At 45.4% G+C, this 19,069-nt stretch carries 13 protein-coding genes; 5 read left to right on the top strand and 8 right to left on the bottom strand.

Features of this window, described 5'->3' with window-relative positions; translation table 11 throughout:
* Window positions 1–23: 23 nt before the first annotated feature.
* The 6 genes from LZZ85_RS22865 to LZZ85_RS22840 form a co-directional block, all read right to left on the bottom strand.
* A complete protein-coding gene (locus LZZ85_RS22865) occupies window positions 24–2,411 on the bottom strand; it encodes an ABC transporter permease (protein WP_237875693.1) in 2,388 nt (795 codons plus the stop codon).
* 26 nt (window positions 2,412–2,437) lie between these two features.
* A complete protein-coding gene (locus tag LZZ85_RS22860) occupies window positions 2,438–4,834 on the bottom strand; it encodes an FtsX-like permease family protein (RefSeq protein ID WP_237875692.1) in 2,397 nt (798 codons plus the stop codon).
* A gap of 135 nt (window positions 4,835–4,969) precedes the next feature.
* Entirely contained in the window at window positions 4,970–7,387 is a 2,418-nt protein-coding gene (locus LZZ85_RS22855; RefSeq protein ID WP_237875691.1) for an ABC transporter permease, read from the bottom strand.
* A 31-nt stretch (window positions 7,388–7,418) separates the two neighbouring features.
* On the bottom strand, window positions 7,419–8,096 hold the full coding sequence (locus tag LZZ85_RS22850) for an ABC transporter ATP-binding protein (RefSeq protein ID WP_237875690.1): 678 nt from the start codon (window positions 8,094–8,096) through the stop codon (window positions 7,419–7,421).
* Between the two features lie 27 nt (window positions 8,097–8,123).
* On the bottom strand, window positions 8,124–8,315 hold the full coding sequence (locus LZZ85_RS22845) for a hypothetical protein (RefSeq protein ID WP_237875689.1): 192 nt from the start codon (window positions 8,313–8,315) through the stop codon (window positions 8,124–8,126).
* Between the two features lie 35 nt (window positions 8,316–8,350).
* A complete protein-coding gene (locus LZZ85_RS22840; protein ID WP_237875688.1) occupies window positions 8,351–9,604 on the bottom strand; it encodes an efflux RND transporter periplasmic adaptor subunit in 1,254 nt (417 codons plus the stop codon).
* A gap of 349 nt (window positions 9,605–9,953) precedes the next feature.
* On the opposite strand from LZZ85_RS22840, the gene LZZ85_RS22835 reads away from it, so the two are divergent.
* The 5 genes from LZZ85_RS22835 to LZZ85_RS22815 all read left to right on the top strand — a co-directional run bounded on the left by LZZ85_RS22835 (window position 9,954) and on the right by LZZ85_RS22815 (window position 15,346).
* A complete protein-coding gene (locus tag LZZ85_RS22835) occupies window positions 9,954–11,312 on the top strand; it encodes a sigma-54-dependent transcriptional regulator (RefSeq protein ID WP_237875687.1) in 1,359 nt (452 codons plus the stop codon).
* Window positions 11,302–12,645, top strand: coding sequence for a sensor histidine kinase (locus LZZ85_RS22830; protein ID WP_237875686.1), 1,344 nt, complete (start codon window positions 11,302–11,304; stop codon window positions 12,643–12,645). Before LZZ85_RS22835 ends, LZZ85_RS22830 begins: the two co-directional genes overlap by 11 nt.
* 277 nt (window positions 12,646–12,922) lie before the next feature.
* On the top strand, window positions 12,923–13,180 hold the full coding sequence (locus tag LZZ85_RS22825) for a hypothetical protein (RefSeq protein ID WP_237875685.1): 258 nt from the start codon (window positions 12,923–12,925) through the stop codon (window positions 13,178–13,180).
* 150 nt (window positions 13,181–13,330) lie between these two features.
* A complete protein-coding gene (locus LZZ85_RS22820; protein ID WP_237875684.1) occupies window positions 13,331–14,611 on the top strand; it encodes a sensor histidine kinase in 1,281 nt (426 codons plus the stop codon).
* 42 nt (window positions 14,612–14,653) lie between these two features.
* The gene (locus LZZ85_RS22815) at window positions 14,654–15,346 is read left to right on the top strand and encodes a response regulator transcription factor (protein ID WP_237875683.1); all 693 of its coding nucleotides are present in this window, start codon (window positions 14,654–14,656) and stop codon (window positions 15,344–15,346) included.
* A gap of 115 nt (window positions 15,347–15,461) precedes the next feature.
* Here the strand turns inward: LZZ85_RS22815 and LZZ85_RS22810 are convergent, their stop codons facing one another.
* Both LZZ85_RS22810 and LZZ85_RS22805 read right to left on the bottom strand, forming a co-directional pair.
* Complete coding sequence (locus LZZ85_RS22810) at window positions 15,462–17,528, bottom strand: alpha-ketoacid dehydrogenase subunit alpha/beta (RefSeq protein ID WP_237875682.1); 2,067 nt, start codon at window positions 17,526–17,528, stop codon at window positions 15,462–15,464.
* A gap of 823 nt (window positions 17,529–18,351) precedes the next feature.
* Complete coding sequence (locus LZZ85_RS22805; protein ID WP_237875681.1) at window positions 18,352–18,963, bottom strand: fumarylacetoacetate hydrolase family protein; 612 nt, start codon at window positions 18,961–18,963, stop codon at window positions 18,352–18,354.
* Between the last annotated feature and the right edge of the window lie 106 nt (window positions 18,964–19,069).

Raw genomic sequence — 19,069 nt, 5'->3', positions numbered from 1 at the left:
CGATGGCTTAATGGTTATAATCGTTATTCAGTTCTTAATGATTTGACAGGGTTTGACAACGCAGCGCGCAGCGCCTGTGTACCCACCGTGAACATGGCCACAAAAGTGATCGATAATCCCGCAACAAGGAAAATGTATACAGGAATATCTGTACGGTAAACAAAGCTGCTCAGCCATTTTTCAGAAAGCATCCAGGCTACAGGCACTGCGATGAGGAAGGATATAAAAACAAGTTTAACGAATTGGTTCACCAACGACACTGTGATCCTTGCTGATGATGCACCTAAAACTTTCCTGATCCCGATCTCCTTCGTTCTCTGCTGTACAGAATAGGCCGACAGTCCGAACAATCCCATGCAGGCCAGCAGGATCGCAATGGTTGCAAATACTTTGAACACATCACCCGTCCTCATTTCCGATGCATACATTTTGTTATAGTCCTCATCCATAAATGTGTACATGAACGGACGATGTGGAGCGAGTTCCTTCCAGGTCTTCTCCAGATGGGCAATCGTCTGAGACATATTGTTACCAGTCATTTTTACCTGCATTACCGAACCCCAGTTATCCGGGAACAGTACCAATGGTTCAACTGCCGTATGCAATGATGCAAAATGAAAATCCTTAATAACAGCCTTTACCTCACCCGGGCGCTGGTCGCCAAGAAACATCCTTTTCCCGATCGCTTCTTCCGGCTTCCAGCCCAAAGCAGCAGCGGCAGATTCATTCAATACGTAGTGGAAATAAGGTTTCCTGGTCGTATCACTCGTGTTAACATCCAGCAGATCCTGACGGCTCAGGTCAGTTCCCGCAATGATCTTCAGATTATTGACCTTGATATAATCTTCGTCGATGGGATTAGCTTTTACCGACATCGCATTCTCATTCGACAGGGAGTTACTCATGGAGTACCCACCCATAATATTTACAGGCGTGTTATAAGACTTTGAAACTGCCAGAACCTCGGGGTCCTTTTTGAGTGCCGTTTTAAACAGCTCCGTTTTTTCATTGATCCGCGAGTCCATCGGTAATACGACAATATGCTCCCTGTCATACCCAAGCTTCTTCGTTTGGATATACTTTAACTGGCGTTGCAATACAAACGTCGCGATGATCAGGAATGCGGAAACAGTGAACTGAAAAACAGTCAGTGATTTTCTGATCCATGTACCGGATGAAGAATTTCTGAATGTCCCTTTCAAGACTTTTACCGGTTGGAAACGCGAAAGGATCAGCGCGGGATAACTTCCTGCCAGCAATGATATGGATGTAAGTATCAATAAGGCAATGATCAGGATAGACGGTTTGAGCAATCCGCTCAAAGAAAGAGACCTTTCTGCAAGCTCATTAAAAGAAGGCAGCAACAGACCTGCAAGCACAAAACTAAGTATCAGGGCTATTCCTGTCAGAAGTGAAGACTCCCCGATGAACTGCCAGAATACCTGGCTTCTGAATGCCCCCGATACTTTCCTGATACCAACCTCCTTTGCCCGCTCCATTGACCGTGCCGTACTTAAATTCACATAAGTAAAGCAGGCAATGATCAGGATCAGCAGGGCTACTCCACCGGTGATATAGATATAATTGATATTACTGTTCGGTTCAAAACCATCCAGCCCGGAATGAAGATGCACGCTCGTGTAAGGTTCAAGATGGAAAGTCATCGCAGCATCCGTCATATCTTTTTTCATGAACGGCGCTATCTTGGGTTGAAGAGAGGCGATAGATGCTTTATCCTTCAACAGGAAATAGGTAATGAAATTAGCATTGAAATAAGTAGTCTCCTGTGCAGGCCCAAGACTTGAGAAAGAAGCAAGGAAATTGAACTTGATCTGGGAATTGGATGGGCAATCTTCCGCCACACCCGTGATCAGATAGTTGGTCTGTGCGGCACCTACCTGTAATGTTTTACCAACGGGATCATCATTACCAAAAAGTTTCTTTCCGGCAGACTCACTGATTACAAGCATATTTGGCGCCTTCAGAACCTGGTCAGCAGTGCCCTTCAACAATTTGAAAGAAGAGAACACAGAAAAGAAAGTTGAATCAGCATGAATAAAACCTGGCTCAATGAACACCTTATCTTCATATTTGACCAGACCAGACCTGCCACCCGACATCCGCACACCATCTTCTATTTCCGGGAAAACCCTCTTAAGCGCAGGAAGGACCTTGGTACTCGTCATCACGATCTTACGCGGTTCTCCCCCGCTCATACTATACTCCATCGTGACCCTCGCGATCCGGTCCGCATTCTTCTGAAACTTGTCATAGCTGAGTTCATGCTGGATATACAGCACCATCAATATCACGCAGGTCAGCCCAACGGTCAGACCGGCGAGGTTGATAAAGGTGAAGGTCTTGTTCTTCCAGAGATTACGGAACGCGATCTTAAAATAGGTCTTGATCATCTGATGGTTTTTATCTTGTTATATATCTATTCGGAACGTAATGATCTTACCGGGTTAGCTAACGCTGCCCGTATAGCTTTTACACTGATCGTCAATAAGGCAATAACCGCAGCGGATATTCCAGCCAGCATTATTATCTCCCACGAAATATCGATCTGATAAGCAAATTCTTTCAGCCATTTATTCATAAAATACACCGCAAGCGGGGCTGCGATCACAAAGGCAATACCGATAAGAATCAAAAATTCCTTTGAAAAAAGCAATACGATCTTCAGCGATGAAGCACCCAGCACTTTCCGGATCCCCACTTCTTTTACCCGCTGAATAGCCATAAAAGAAACCAGCCCGTACAAGCCGAGACAGCTTAGGAACATAGCCAGTGCTGCAAAGATCTTATACAGTCCGGACAGCCGCTGCTCCTGTGCATAGAAGTTGGCAACCTTTTCATCCAGGAACTGTTCCTGGAATACAAAGTCAGGAAATGTAGCGGTCCATAATTGCCTCAATGATGTAAGCGCTGTTCCCATATCAGCTGTTTGCAGCTTGATACCCGCTTTCCGGTAGTTTGTCTTATTGGTAGAGATGACCACCGGCACAAAGCCGCTGCGAAGAGAAAGTGCATTGAAGTCTTTGACCACACCGACAACATTCCCCTTCATCGCATCCCAGATACTGATCTCTTTATTCAGCACTTGCCGGACATCCGTAATACCCAGTTGTTTCACGAATGTCTCATTCACCAGGAATTCAGCAACTGTATCAGACGGGTAAAGATTGCGTCCCGCGATAAGCTTGATATCATAAGCGTTCAGGAAATCATGATCAGCCCACTTCAGATTAGCAAACCATTCTGTCTCTTCCGCAGCGTGATCAAACCGGAAGTTCGAGCTCCAGTTTCCATTGTCAGCCGGGCTTGCAAAACTGAAACTTACTTCTTTCACTCCGTTTATTGATTTTACTTTCGAACGGAGAAAGTCCATTTTACTCATCGAAGCACTGTCTGACGGAATGGACAGATTCACGATCGCTTCCTTATCAAAACCCATATCGTGCTTTTGAAAAAAGCTCATTTGTTGTACGATCACCACCATGCCGATGATCAGTACCTGCGCTACTACAAACTGAAAGACTACAAGACCTCTTCTTACAGCTACTCCACCAGATGCTTTACGCGTAAGTTTTCCCTTTAAAGCGGTAATAGGATTATAGCGGGAGAGAACGATCGCAGGATAAAAGCCCGCGAGTGCAACAACTAAGGCAAGCATTCCTGCCAATGCCAGTAATACAGACGGTTTCAGCAGGAGGCTGTTATCCAAAGGCAGGTCTAATAGACCACCAATCGCAGGAAGCGCGGGTATAGTAATCAAACCAGCCAGGATAGTTGCACAGGCAGCCAGTAAGAACGTTTCTCCATAGAACTGGCTTCTGATCTGAAACTTGCTTCCACCCAGGACTTTTCTTACACCCACTTCTTTCGAACGGTTGAACGCCTGCGCCGTGGAGAGATTCACGAAGTTAACGCAAGCGATCAGCAGGATAAATCCGGCTATAAGAGACAACGTGTTTACCAACTGACCTGTAACTGCACGGCCGGTATAGTTACTGATCTCTCCATTATAATGCACGTCAGTAACAGGCTGCAGCGCCTGTGCATCACCTTTCTTCTTATCGTCAGAGTGTTTAGCCAGCAGGGCTGTCAGCTTAAGAGAGATATCAGCGCTTTTTGTGCCTTCAGGCAGAAGAAGGTAACAATTATGGTTGCTGGCAGTACTATGCCAGTCATCACTTGTGGACAGCCATTTTTGAGAGGAATAAGAAACAAATATCCCGGATCGCAGATCGGTATTTACAGGAAGATCTTTCATGATCCCCGCCACTTTTATCACCTGGCCATTCTTACGGAATGTTTTGCCGGTAGCCGTTCTCCAATCACCGAAAAACCGGTCGGCAACTTCCTTGCTGAGCAACGCAGTATTGGGATCGGCAAGGGAATGATAGTCGCCAGCCTCTACAGCAAAATCAAATATCTCAAAAAACGAAGGCTCTACGCAGAATACACTCCCTTCCTCACGGAATCTTTTGACGGGCCGCCCCTGCTCATCATCGATAATGATCTGCACATTTGTTTCCTGGAAAACGCCGGAAGAAATAACACCGGGCATTTCTTGTTTAAGAATACCAGGCATGGGATAAGGCGCCCCCGGCGAACGACGGATATCACCCGATTGTTCACGTTCAGAGATCACGCGAAAAATGCGGTCCTTGTTTTTATGAAAGCCGTCAAACCCCAGTTCAAACTGCAAAATGGTAAAGATTATCAGGCATACAGCAATGCCTGCGCCGAGCCCGGCGATATTGATCAACGAGAATCCTTTGTTTTTCCAAAGACTGCGGAACGCAGTTTTGAGATAACTTCTGAACATAGAATTATTTAAATATTACTTAAAGAACAGACTGCCCTGCTTATCTGCATTCACAATAAGCAACACGCCTGGCTGTGCCGCGAAATGATCAGTTTGATCGCGCAGCCAACACTTTCTCTCTATGTGTGGTAATATTTATTCCGACCTGAGTGACTTCACGGGATTGACCAGTGCAGCTCTGACTGACTTATATCCGACCGTGATCCATGCTATAACGACAGAAACCAGGATAGCAAGCGCAAAGATCCATACACTGATATCTATCCGGTATTTAAAATCTCCCAACCACTGGTTCATCACGTACCATGCGAGCGGAGCCGCGATCGCAAAACCAACCAGGATAAGGATCGTAAATTCTTTGGAGAACAGATATACGACATGCGCCACAGACGCACCAAGAACCTTCCGCACCCCGATCTCTTTTCTGCGCTGGACCGCCATAAATGATACCAATCCGTATAATCCCAGGCAGGAGATCAAAATGGCGATCACTGAAAATATCTTATACAACAGCGAAAGCTGATTCTCCTGCTGATAAAACCCTTCGATGGATTCATCCATGAAATAACTGTCATACGCATATTGAGGATAGAACTTATCCCAGGATCGTTGGATATCCTCCCTTATCTGGGCAAGGTTACTCGTTTTAAGCTTGATACTTGTGCATCCATACCGGTCCTGCCGGGAAGCGATCATCAAAGGCTTGACATCTTCCCGCAATGAATTCGTCTTGAAATCCTTCACTACACCTACTATCGTCTTCCAGCTATTCCTGCCTATACGCATCTCCTTTCCGATTATATCAGCAGGATTCTTTACACCAAGCTGGCTGACCATTTTTTCATTCACCACAACATCCTTGATCGTATCACTTTGTCCATACCGGTTGCCCGCCAAAAGCTGAAGGCCGAATGTTTTAAAATAATCCTCATCTGCAAATTTCATGAACACATCAAAGTCTTCATCGTCCTTATGATCAAAAGCAAAATTAGCCGACCAGTTATTCTCCGATGAAGGAACATCGCTGCTGAAGCTGACCGCCTCTACTCCATTCATGGCAAGCAGATCCTGCTTAAAAGCACTTTGCTTTGAAAAGATCACGCTATCCGCATTTGAGGTCATTACCAGCACTGCGTCTTTATTGAATCCGAGATCCGCATTTTTTACAGAATTCATCTGGCTGATCGCAATGATCGTACAGATGATCAAAGCCTGCGAGATTGAAAATTGCAGAACAACCAATCCCCTTCTCAGCGATATACCACCTACGCTGGCCGAAGTGATCTTATTTTTCAGCGCAAGCATCGGCTTGAAACCCGACAGGATCAGTGCAGGATAAGAACCTGAAAGGAACGTCACCAACAGTGCTGCCAGTAAGGTGAACAGCAGAACAGAAGGCGTAAAAATAGAAAGTTTGTCACTGATAGATGCCACATGACTGATGAATGGAAGGCACACAAGTGCTATCGCAAGGGCAAGTACAACCGAGATGAATACGATGATACCTGTTTCTCCCATCATCTGCCAGAACAGGCTCATCCTGTTGCCGCCGAGAACTTTCCGGATGCCGACTTCCTTTGAACGGTTGATCGCTTGTGCGGTTGAAAGATTAATGAAATTGATACAGGCCATCGTGATGATCAGCACACCGATCAGCGATAAGGTCCATAACGTAGATCTATTGGTGATATGGTCCCCGAAATTTTCCACGCGGGTATCAAAATGAAGTTCACTGAGTGATTGAAGTAAAACCTCACGTTTTGTCTTACCCGGCGCGTCAGGGAAATGTTTTTTACTGAATGCCGCAAGTGCAGTAGCCAGCTGGGCTTCGGGCATATTATCCGGTTTGCGGACAAACACCTGGTAGTTGCTGGTAGTGCTTCCCCAACGTGGATCATAGCCACTGACGCCTGCATTATTCTTAGCCGTGACAAAAGAAGTGACCACCTTAAAAGGGAAGTCTGAGTTGCCTGGCACATCTTTCAGAATACCGGCAACCTTCACGGTAATGGCATTATCCAGCCGGATATACTGTCCGACAGCGGATTGCCAGCTGCCAAAATATTTGTCGGCAATGCCCTGGGTGAGCACGGTCATATTGGGTTCGTCCAATACGGCCGGAGAACCGGTTAGCCAAGGGAATTGCAGAACATTAAAGACGTTTCCATCTCCATAGAATACGCCTCCATCTTCAATGAACTTTTTGCCAACGACTGCATTGGGATCATTACCAAGGACGGTCATCTGGCTGCCAAAGCTGGAGAATAGAGAGCCGGCCTTGAGATCCGGCATATCAACTTTTATTGCATCATATAAAGGGAAGGGAACACCAGATGTGTACTCTTCACCACTGGCTTCCTTGTCTTTAGTGATGATGTGGTAAACCGATTCATGACCAGGTAAAAATTTATCATAGCTAAGCTCATACCGAACTACCAGGAAAAGCAGGATACATGAAGCAATCCCAACCGCAAGGCCTAATACGTTCAGTAAAGTAAATCCCTTATAACGGGAGATATTACGAAAAGCTACTTTAAAATAGTTCCTGATCATTTTGAAATAATAAAAATGGTAGAGTAAAATTCTAGATCATAATGTTTTCGATGACCGTCTGACCATCCAGCATGCGGATAATACGATGGCTGTAACGTGCATCATGCTCACTGTGCGTTACCATGATGATGGTTGTACCCTGCTCATTCAGATCAGTCAGCATTTCCATTACTTCGTTACCATTGCTTGAATCCAGGTTACCGGTGGGCTCATCGGCAAGGATCAGCTTTGGTTTGTTTACAACCGCTCTGGCCACAGCCACACGCTGCTGCTGACCACCGGATAATTGTTGCGGGTAGTGATTGCGACGGTGCATGATCTGTACTTTGTCAAGCACTTCATCTACACGCTTTTTTCTGTCAGCCGCTTTCACGCCTGTATAGATCAGGGGCAGTTCTACGTTTTCAAAAACAGTCAGTTCGTCGATCAGGTTAAAACTCTGGAATACGAACCCGATATTTCTTTTGCGGAGGTCTGCTCGTTTTCTTTCATTGAATTTCGCTACTTCAATTCCGGCAAATACAAAGCTGCCGGCATCGGGATCGTCAAGCAGGCCCAGGATATTCAGCAGGGTCGATTTGCCGCAACCGGAGGGGCCCATGATCGCCACAAATTCACCCTCTTTCACTTCGATGGATAATCTGTTCAGCGCCACGGTTTCAACTTCCTCGGTCCGGTAGATCTTTTCGAGATCAGTAATCTTAATCATTTAAATAAATTATTAGGTGAAGAGTAATTACATATTTAATACAAAGAACCCTACGGGCGAAAGGTCATATCCTTTCTTTGCTGCGGCTACATCTGCTTCAGCAGCATGCTGCCCCTTCGCCGGTTCGACGATAAAGGTATCGCTGCAGCGCTGTCTTGCAAAGGAAAGCGGACTCATACCGCAGGCCAGCAATAACAGGTAAACAAATTTCTTTTTCATGGCTTTACTTTTGTTGGTTTGGGTACGGACGATATTTATTTCTTTAAAATAAGCTCCTGCATCTTTCCATAATTCTCATAGCTGGATGTAATTACCTTGTCGCCCTCTTTCAAACCATTCGTTACCTGGTAGAAATCCGGGCTTTGCATCCCCAGTTGAATATCCACTTTATAAGCAGTTTTTCCATCCTCACTGAGTTTGAAGATCCAGTTACCGCCCGTTTGCTGATAGAATCCACCTTTAGGCAAAAGGATCGCCGTGGTTTCTTCACTCAGAGCAAGACCGATCTGAAGCGTCTGGCCGCGACGGACATTTGTTGGCACTTCACCCTCAAATTCCATATCCACCTGGAAACGCCCATTGGTCACCTGCGTATATATCTTTTTGATCTTGAGTTTATATTGTTTGTTGGCAAATGTGAACGTACCAACCAGTCCTGTATAGATCCTGGAAATGTAATGCTCATCGATGTCTGCTCTTACTTTAAAACCGCTGAGCACATCTATCTGCCCAAGACGCTCTCCTTTATTCTTTGACTGTCCGATCTCTGCGTCCAGTGAAGTAAGCTGTCCGTCTACCGGTGAGCGAACGATCAGATCCCCCACTTTCTTACGCATTACATTCAATGCATTCTGTGTACGGCCATAAGACTGGCGGGCCTGGTCAAACTCCTGCTTTACAGAAAGAGAATCTTCATTCAGGATCTGGCGGGAAAGGCGTTGCTTTTCGCGCAGGTAGTTATAGCTGTTTTCAGACTGTTTGAACTCCTGCAGGCCGATCGCTTTTTCTGAATACAGATGCTTGTTCAGGTTATATACCCTCTCTGCTTCTTTGAGGTCATTGTCAGCGTCGGTCATCTGATTAAGCTTGCCGATAGTATTCTGGCGCGCATTGTTCTGGGAGATCTGCATCTGGGTAAGCAGGTTATAAACGGAAGTCTCCTGGTTCACAAGGCTAAGTTCCAGATCTGTATTGGAAAGACGCAGGATCGGCTCACCTTTTTTCATGACCGTTCCGTCTTCAACATACTTTTCTTCCACACGACCTCCTTCCAGCGCATCCAGATAGATCGTGGTGATAGGCAATACCACACCATTGACAGGGATGAACTCAAGGAAAGGCCCTTTTTTGATCTCACTGATCGTGATCCGTTCAACATCTACATTCAGTTGCGACTTGCCTGTGGTAGCCAGATAACTCGCCACTGCCAGCGTTGCTATACCCAGCACACCTGCCAGCGTCAGGATTCTTTTCTTACCCCATTTCTTTTTTTCAATAACGCGATCCACTTGTTGTATTACTTTAATTGATGAATATCCGTTTTACTCTTCCGGAAAAACGGTGGCTTTCCCGGCGACATCCGATTAAAGTCATAAGTATGCCAGTTCCAAACCCTATTGATTAACAGATAATTACACCGAAAAACGTCGTAAAATCGTTCTCTTTCGATACAACAACTGTACGCTTTTGATACAGCACCTTTAACGTAAAAATTCAAAAGTAAAAAGTAAAAATATTACGCCCGAAACCCGCGAATGTTACACCCGCCATCAATAGTTTTAATTTTTACTTTTGAATTTTTACTTTCTACTTTTGACTTTTACTTCAGGCAACTTCAAAACAAATCAATTCCAGCTCATGAATCTAAAGAACGCCTCCATTCTGATCGTTGATGATGACACAGATGTACTCACCGCTGTGAGGCTACTATTGAAAACAGAAGTAAAAGAAGTCGTCACAGAAAAGAACCCGGAGAATCTTCGCTGGCATTTGTCAAAAGATAATTTTGATGTGATCCTGCTGGATATGAATTTCAACAGCTCGATCAATACCGGTAATGAAGGATTGTTCTGGCTGAAGGAAGTACGCAAAGTCCGTCCCGATACAGCCGTTATCATGATCACCGCCTATGGCGATATCGATCTTGCAGTCCGTTCACTCAAAGAAGGCGCAACAGATTTTGTAGTGAAGCCATGGCATAACGAGAAGCTGATCTCCACGATCAAAGAGATCCTTAAAAGAAAAGGATCCAAGAACGGAGCTCCTTCCTCCGCCAATACGGATTCCATCATTGGTAAAGATCTACTCGGCGAATCTGAAGCAATGCAACAGATCTTTACCAAACTGGAAAAGATCGCACCTACAGATGCCAATATCCTGATCCTTGGAGAAAACGGAACGGGAAAAGATCTTATAGCCAAAGCAATTCATCAGCAATCCTTACGGGCAGCTCAGCCGCACGTAAAAGTTGATGTGGGCGCACTGACAGAAACACTGTTTGAAAGCGAATTGTTTGGTGTCAAGAAAGGAGCCTTCACCGATGCACGCGAAGATCGCGCGGGAAGATTTGAAGCTGCCGATAAAGGAACATTGTTTCTCGATGAGATAGGCAATATCCCCTTGCATCTGCAAGCCAAATTGCTGAGTGTACTACAAAACCGGCAGGTGATGCGCCTCGGCAGTAATGAACCTGTTTCTATTGACATAAGACTGGTCTGTGCAACCAATGTACCGCTCGCAGAACTTGCGAACGAGAACCGGTTCCGCAAAGATCTGATCTATCGTATCAATACTGTCGAGATCACCGTACCGCCACTGCGTAAGCGCGGGAATGATATCATACTCCTCGCAAAACATTTTGCAAAGGTGTACAGCAGCAAATACATGAAACCCACCCCCGACTTTGACTCAAAGGCACTGGAAAAACTGATGAACCACCATTACCCGGGGAATGTGCGCGAACTCCAGTACATCATCGAGCGGGCAGTGATCATGGCGGATGAGAACTTACTGCAGGCCCAGGATCTGATCTTCTCTCCTATCGAAACTTCATCTCCAGCGGAATCGGAACCGGCCGAAATGAAATTAAGTTCAGTGGAAAAGAATACTATCCTCAAAGTGATCGAAAAACATAACGGCAACATTACAAAAGCGGCAAAAGAACTTGGATTAACACGTACCGCCTTATACAGAAGACTCAGCAAGTATGACATTTAGGAACTACGAATGGAAAATCGCAGGCGGCATTCTTTTGCTGCTGATCACCCTGAGTGCAGCTGCATTCCTGATCGTGAATGGATATTATGTATATCTCGTGATCGTTTTGCCTGTGATCATTTACCAGGCCATGGAATTCTATCGCTTTCAGCGGAAAGCGTACCGCGAACTTGACCAGTTTGTGGAATCGGTTCACTACCGCGACTTCTCCCGGCACTTCGATGTCAAAACAGCTTCCTCGGACATCCAACCCCTGCGACAGGGATTTAATGAGATCAACTCTACGTTCAAAGTCATCAGCAAGGAAAAGGAAACGCAATATCAATACCTGCAACGAATACTTGAACTGGTGGACACCGGCATTCTTTCTTATAATGAGGAAGATGGTGAAGTGATCTGGATGAATGATTCCCTGAAAAGAATGCTGCAATTACCGTATCTCAAAACAGTACATTCATTAGCCCGGCGCGACGAAAACCTGACCAGGGAGATCATCGATCTCAAACCAGGGGAGAATAAGATAGCATCTGCTCACCTGGAAAGAGCTACGTTCAAAGTGCTCTTGTCTGCTACCGCTTTTCAGACAGGGGGAAATACATTTAAGCTGATCGCATTTCAGAATGTGAACGAAGCCCTCGATGAAACAGAATCCAAAGCATGGCAAAAACTGTTAAGCGTTCTGACGCATGAGATCATGAACTCGGTGGCTCCTATCTCTTCACTCGCGGAAACATTGAAAAGCCGTTTGCAGGAATCAGTCCCCTTGTTGAATAATGAAACAGGTTCCGTCGATGATCTGGAGATCGGCATTGAAACCATCCGCAGACGAAGCGAAGGCTTATTAAAATTTGCGGAAACCTACCGCAACCTGAATAAGATCACCAACCCTTCGTTAAAAAAGATCTACGTCAGGGATATATTCGAGAATCTTTTGCAGCTGATGCAACCCATGCTCGAACAAAAAAATATCGAAGTAGAAACCATTTTGAAAGATCCTGATATCACACTGGAAGCCGACATCCATTTACTGGAGCAGGTGATGATCAACCTGGTTGTCAATGCCGTTGAAGCAGTAAAGGAAAAAGAGGAACCGCGGATCGTTCTCTCCGCTTATCAGAATGTGAACCGTCGTGTGCTGATCAAAGTGGCAGACAACGGATCGGGCATGCCCCCTGAATTACTCGATAAGATCTTTATCCCTTTCTTCAGCACCAAAAAAAGTGGCAGCGGGATCGGGCTTAGCTTGTGTAAACAGATCATGATGCTTCACAAAGGAAATATTCAGGTGCAATCCGCCGAAGGCGATGGAACTGTTTTTATCCTTCAGTTTTAGTGATACTAAATCTATCCATCCACTAACCGACTAACGTAAGAGTATCGCAAAGAATACAATGCTTATCCTTCCAAACAATGCATTTCATTGCGCTCTTAGCGATCCCTTGCGTTCTTTGCGATACTCCTACGCCACTCTACCTCAAGAAATTCCCGCCCCCATCTTCACACTCCCTTAACCACGGTTAATCCACCGTTAAGTGAGCGCGATTATTCGTCACATTGAAAATCTTACCCCAACTTAGCTGTATCAATTTTAATCCTAAAAGATACAGTTTATGAAAAAGTACATCGTCCCTGTAGCAGCAATGTTACTGATCGCAGGCACAGCTGGCGCACAAACTACAACCCCTAAAAAAGCTTCCCATGAGGCAATGGCTAAGAAAGAAGCGGTGGCAAAGAAAGCCCCTGCTGTAGATAAATCTACCGCCAGCATTACCAGCACGGACAAGAATACGGCGGATAGCAAGGCGACCGCTATAAAAAGAAAACATCATCATAAAAAAGCAAAACCCTCTACGAAAACAGAAGGATAGTAAAAACGGTGTGTTGGTTCAGGATGGACAGTTCGCCTCGGGGCGGGCTGTCTTTTTTTATGTCCCTTGCCGGAAATCAGTTAACTTTCCCTTAACCAATGTTAACAATGAGCGTTAGCAATTTGGTGCCGCCCATTCATACTTTAGCTTATGTTTTCTGTGAGGTTAAGATCGTCCACCATTCGCCTGGTGTTGTTCATCAGTTCGCTGATCATCGCCACAATACTGGTGTTCCAACTGGTATGGCTGAAAAAGGTGTATACATTTGAACAAAGAGAATTCAATCATAACATAGTAAAAGCGATCAGGGGACTTTATGAGGATCTTGACATGAGTCTCTATAACTACTCACATCTGAATGAGCTGGTTGAAAATCCCTCTCCAAATCTTTATGTCGCAAAGATCAACAAACCGGTAGACTATGATTCACTCATCATCTATCTGCATTACGAGCTGGACGACTTCGGTATATTCACTGACTGTCACGCGGCGATCTATGATGTTTCCGCAAAAGGTTATGTGCATTCCGCGATACTGACAGCTGATAAAAAAGATACCACTGTAAAGATCCCTGCAACGCCGCGCAGTTATGATCATCTGACATTATTCTTTCCCAAACGACAGCACTATATCCTGACAAGAATGAATTTCTGGATCATCAGCAGTGTGCTGCTGTTCCTTGTACTGATCCTTTTTGGCGGCAGCCTGTATTATTTTTACAAACAGAAATTCCTGAACGAAACACAAAAAGATTTCATTCACAATTTCACCCATGAATTTAAAACACCGGTTGCCGTTATCAGCCTGGCCGCCGATGTTTTAAAGAACCCGGCGATCCTGGAGAAACCGGAAAAGTTGTTAACCTATGCCGGCATTGTAGAATATCAGTCGAACTATCTGCGCAACCAGATCGAACGCCTGCTGAAGTTTGCTTATACAGATTCAAACCAGCTTCACCTCTCCAAAGAAAAGGTGAATCTCCATGACCTGATACAGGAGGCGATCAATAATCTCGGACCGCTGATCGCTGAAAAGAAAGCCAACTTCGAATTATCACTGGACGCGGCTGATCCTTACCTGTTAGCCGATAAGGATTACCTCGTCATTGTGATCACCAACCTCATCGATAACGCGATCAAATATTCGAGAGATCCGAAGATCCGCATCCGGACAGGCAATCGCGGAGAACAAACGTTCTTCACCATTACCGATAATGGGATAGGGATCGAAAAGAAACAGCTCAGGAAGATATTCAACCGCTTTTACAGGGTAAGTCAGGGCGAAACATATCATGCCAAAGGGTTTGGATTGGGCCTGAGTTTTGTGAAAAAGATCATTGATGCACACGATGGATCCATCAGAGTAGAAAGCGATCCCGGCCATGGGTCGGCATTCACGATAGACCTGCCGCATCCAAACAATGAAAACTAAAAGAGCTAAGAGTAACTAATCAATCAAAAAATCAACCTGATCATGCAGCAAAAAACAAAAGTCCTGCTGGCGGAAGATGATCTTCAATTAGGATTCATTATAAAAGACAACCTGGAAGAAGCAGGTTTCCAGGTAATCAACTGCCCTGACGGAGAAACAGCCTGGGAACATTTTCAGAAAATAAATCCGGACATCTGCATACTTGATGTGAATATGCCATATCGCGACGGCTTTAGCCTGGCTAAAAAGATCAGGCAGAAAAGTGATCGCGTCCCAATTCTTTTTCTGACAGCCAAATCGCTGGAAGAAGATAAACTGAAAGGATTCGCTGCCGGTGGCGATGACTATATCCTGAAGCCCTTCAGCATGAAAGAACTCCTGTCCCGGATGAATGTTTTCCTGAGAAGAAATAAGATGATCGTGGATGATAATAAGTCGGCCCTTAAAGTGGGCGAATTATCTTTTTATCCTGACGAATACAAACTGGTTGGAGATACTAACACCATCACTTTAACACAACGTGAAGCGGAGCTGTTACATTTCCTTTGCAGGCATCCCAATAAAGTATTGAAGCGTGAAGAGATCCTGTCTAATGTTTGGGGAAAGAATGATTTCTTCCTTGGCAGGAGCATGGACGTGTTTATGACGAGGCTAAGAAAATTGCTGGCAGTGGAAACTGGTGTCACCATCGAAACGATTCATGGTGTGGGTTACAGATTTACTGTGAATGCCTGAGGGATTGACTGGCGTGGGAGTATCGCAGAGGGCGCTAAGTAAGTACACGCAAAGCGCGCAAGATCTCTGCGCTCATTGCGCTTCCTTAGCGCCCTCTGCGATACTCCCACGCGAATCAGAACCTAAGCAATCCTTCCAATGCCGTCTTCAACTTCTCCGTATTTGGCAGCATCGCCTGTTCCAATCCCATATTCATCGCAACTGCCGGAACATTTAACGCTCCAAGCACTTCCACCGGAGCATCCAGGTATTTAAAACAGGCTTTTGATATTCTTCCAGCCAATGCCTCAGCAAAAGAATTACGTTGTTGCTCTTCCGTCAGGACGAGACATTTACCATGTGCTTTCACCCGTTCAAAAATCAGCTCCTCATCCAGTGGAAATAAAGTTCTCAGATCAATGATCTCTACCCGTCCATTCATCTGTTTAGCTGCCGCTTTCGCCCAGTATATACCCATCCCGTAGGTGATCACCACGCAACTTTCACCATTATCAACAGCTCTCTCCTGGGCATGTTCAACGATCCGGCCTTTTCCCAGTGGAACTATATAATCACGTGAAGGCTCCATTGTTTTCGCGTCTTCCGTCCCCGGCACTTTGCTCCAATAAAGGCCCTTATGTTCTAACATCACTACCGGATTGCCATCATAGTATGCCGCCTTCATCAGGCCTTTCATATCTGCTGCATTGGACGGATAAACTACTTTAATACCTTTAACTGATAGCAATGTTGTTTCTACCGAACCACTATGATATGGTCCGCCGCCACCATAAGCACCGGTCGGTACACGTAATATCGTCGACACGGGAAACTTGCCACAGGTGAGGTAACAGCTTTTTGAGATCTCTGTCACCAGCTGATTCAGTCCCGGGTAGATATAATCAGCAAACTGAACTTCAACCATTGGTTTCAGCCCCACTGCGTTTAATCCAACCGTTGATCCAACAATATAAGCTTCCTGGATAGCGGTATTGAACACCCGGTGATCCCCAAATTTCTCTGCAAGTGTGGCTGCTTCGCGAAATACCCCGCCAAGCCTCCGGCCTACATCCTGGCCGTATAGTAACGCTTCAGGATGATCTTCCATCAACTCCCGGATAGCAAACAATGCAGCATCCACCATCAACACTTTCTGGGCGCCGGAAGGTTCACGTTCTCCTTTCTCCTCTGTTACAGGGGTTGGAACAAATACATGATCTTCTACGGTTGCCGGTGAAGGGTCTGGCGCTGCCATTGCTTTTGCAAACCCGGTCGAGACAAGTTGAGCAGCACTATCCTCGATCTGCAACAATTGCTCTTCGATAATACCCGCTTTAAGCAACTCCTCTCTTAGTAAAACACGCGGGTCAGTTTTAGCGTGCGCCGCCAGGTCTTCCTCCGTGCGGTAGAATTCCTTCCTGACACCGCTTGTATGATGTCCAAGCAATGGCACGGTCGCATGCACGATAAAAGGTTTGCGCTCTTTACGTACAGTGTCCACCACCTCTTTCATCGTATTAAAAGATGCATTAAAGTCACTGCCGTCAACCTGTACCCGGTTCATGCCTTTAAACCCTGAAGCAAATTCATACGCATTCATAGCCCGTGCCTCGCTGGCAGTAACGCTGATGCCCCAGTTATTATCCTGAACGAGATAGATGATCGGCAACTGATGCAATACCGCAAACTGCATCGCTTCACTGACCTCTCCTTCCGTTATGCTGGCATCGCCAAATGAGCATAGTACGACCGGCAATTCATTACCGGGTCCTCTCTTCAACTTTTCAATGTCAACTTTCTCCCAGTAACGGATCCCCTGTGCAATCCCCGTTGTAGGAATTGCCTGCATGCCCGTTGCACTGCTCTGGTGAATGATCGTTGGTTTATCATTGCCGCGATAGTTTGCATGTGCATAATACTCGCGCCCTCCTGTGAATATATCATCGCCTTTTGCCAGCAGCTGCAACATTAATTCATAAGGAGAAAATCCCGCCCCCAGCAGCATGCTCTCATCGCGGTAATATGGACTGAAAAAATCTTGTGGTTGTAATTGGAACGCAGCGGCCAGTTGTATGGCTTCATGTCCGCGCGAAGTGGAATGTACATACTTACACACCGGTCTGTTCGCCTCATACGTTTCTGCCATCAGCTTCGCCTGATGCATCAGGCGATACGCTTTAAGTAATATTGAAGTGTCTGTCATTTGCAATCGATAAGGTGGCAAAATTAGGCATTGTGGGGGAAAGGTTGGGGAGAGAAAGAGGTTGGGAAGGTTTCAGGATCAAGCGTAAAAGTTGTGGGATGGTTGTTTAAGTTTTAATGGTTTAAAAGTTTAAAGTTTTTGCTTTTGCTTCGGTCCTTCGTAATCAGGCTTGCCGGTATTCTGCAAACGGGTTATTATCACTTGTCCACTTACAAATTTTTAAGCGATAGCTGTCGGATCGGGCACAAAAAACGTGAGTACGCCTTGAAGCGATATATGCTCCTTAGATACGACATTCTGGCACGCGAAGCCAGCTGATGTGTTGACTGATGATAATCATTCAGGGTCAAACTTCGCGTGTTTTTGAAATGCTTGTTAGTCGTCGTTAGTCCGTCTCTTGGTCGTCCTTTGGCCGTCCAAAGTTTGACGGGATCTTAGGCAGTGAAAAATGGTGACAAGCTGACACGCTGAGGGCGATAAATCTTTTGAGCGACTGGCCAGGGTTCCCTCCTCCGCTTCGCTACGGTGGAAGGGCCGCCAGAAATTTATGCGAGCGATGCTCGTCCGGAGCCTTTCAACCTAAGCCATTTTATAGACCATTCCCAGCTTTTCAACATGATCCAGGTTTCATAGTTTCCATAGGTTATTTAGAGGCTATTAGAGGTTCTTGAAATCCAGGAAATAAAAAAGGCTTGAGCGCTCAGTAGTTGCACGTTCAAACCTTTTTACTATTATCAGGTATTTTTTATCCTATGGCACCTATGTAACTTATGGAACCTATGAAACCTCCCAAACCTTCTAAACCTCTCTTCCCCCCAACCTCTTACTTCACTTCCAACTTAAACATACTCACATCTTCCAGGATCCCTTCCAGTTCATCACCAACAACAGCTTCGCCCACCCCTTCCGGAGTTCCGGTGAAGATCACGTCACCAATATTTACAGAGAAGAAATTGGAGATGTAAGAAACAAGGCTGTCAAAGTTGTGCATCATGCTTGATGAATGCCCCTGCTGAACGAGCTCCTTGTTTTTATATAAGCCGAAGTTGATATCTTTTTTATTTTTCACATCCGCAAGGGGGACCCATTTGCCGATCACCGCTGAGTTGTCCCATGCTTTTGCTTTTTCCCACGGAAGTCCTTTTGACTTCAATTCATTTTGTATATCACGTGCAGTGAAGTCGATCCCGGCAGTGATCGCATCATAATACTTGGAGGCAAATTTCTCTTGTATATATTTTCCGTTCTTGCTTATGCGGATCACCAGCTCACATTCATAATGAAGTTCGTTGGTGAATTCCGGGTAATAGAACGGAGTGTGCGGCTGCAACAGTGCACTTTTGGGCTTCATAAATATTACAGGCTCGTCAGGAATGTCATTTCCCAGCTCTTTTGCATGTGCTGCATAGTTTCGGCCTACACAAAAAATCTTCATAATCAGGATGGGTGTTTGTTAAATACATCGGATACTGGAGCATCAGGATTTGTTCATCCCATATATTTTCAGGTAATCGTAAGTGAATTGGATTTTCGAGAACTTA

Origin of the sequence: Terrimonas ginsenosidimutans (assembly GCF_022012415.1) — a bacterium.
Lineage (GTDB): Bacteria > Bacteroidota > Bacteroidia > Chitinophagales > Chitinophagaceae > Terrimonas_A > Terrimonas_A ginsenosidimutans.
Note: the sequence above shows the minus strand (reverse complement) of the source record. Positions and strands in the feature narration are given on the sequence as shown.

What these genes read in the sequence shown, in the direction of transcription:
- LZZ85_RS22865 (WP_237875693.1), bottom strand. Translation starts at nt 2,411, where the DNA reads ATGATCAAGACCTATTTTAAGATCGCGTTCCGTAATCTCTGGAAGAAC.
- LZZ85_RS22860 (WP_237875692.1), bottom strand. Translation starts at nt 4,834, where the DNA reads ATGTTCAGAAGTTATCTCAAAACTGCGTTCCGCAGTCTTTGGAAAAAC.
- LZZ85_RS22855 (WP_237875691.1), bottom strand. Translation starts at nt 7,387, where the DNA reads ATGATCAGGAACTATTTTAAAGTAGCTTTTCGTAATATCTCCCGTTAT.
- LZZ85_RS22850 (WP_237875690.1), bottom strand. Translation starts at nt 8,096, where the DNA reads ATGATTAAGATTACTGATCTCGAAAAGATCTACCGGACCGAGGAAGTT.
- LZZ85_RS22845 (WP_237875689.1), bottom strand. Translation starts at nt 8,315, where the DNA reads ATGAAAAAGAAATTTGTTTACCTGTTATTGCTGGCCTGCGGTATGAGT.
- LZZ85_RS22835 (WP_237875687.1), top strand. Translation starts at nt 9,954, where the DNA reads ATGAATCTAAAGAACGCCTCCATTCTGATCGTTGATGATGACACAGAT.
- LZZ85_RS22830 (WP_237875686.1), top strand. Translation starts at nt 11,302, where the DNA reads ATGACATTTAGGAACTACGAATGGAAAATCGCAGGCGGCATTCTTTTG.
- LZZ85_RS22825 (WP_237875685.1), top strand. Translation starts at nt 12,923, where the DNA reads ATGAAAAAGTACATCGTCCCTGTAGCAGCAATGTTACTGATCGCAGGC.
- LZZ85_RS22820 (WP_237875684.1), top strand. Translation starts at nt 13,331, where the DNA reads ATGTTTTCTGTGAGGTTAAGATCGTCCACCATTCGCCTGGTGTTGTTC.
- LZZ85_RS22815 (WP_237875683.1), top strand. Translation starts at nt 14,654, where the DNA reads ATGCAGCAAAAAACAAAAGTCCTGCTGGCGGAAGATGATCTTCAATTA.
- LZZ85_RS22810 (WP_237875682.1), bottom strand. Translation starts at nt 17,528, where the DNA reads ATGACAGACACTTCAATATTACTTAAAGCGTATCGCCTGATGCATCAG.
- LZZ85_RS22805 (WP_237875681.1), bottom strand. Translation starts at nt 18,963, where the DNA reads ATGAAGATTTTTTGTGTAGGCCGAAACTATGCAGCACATGCAAAAGAG.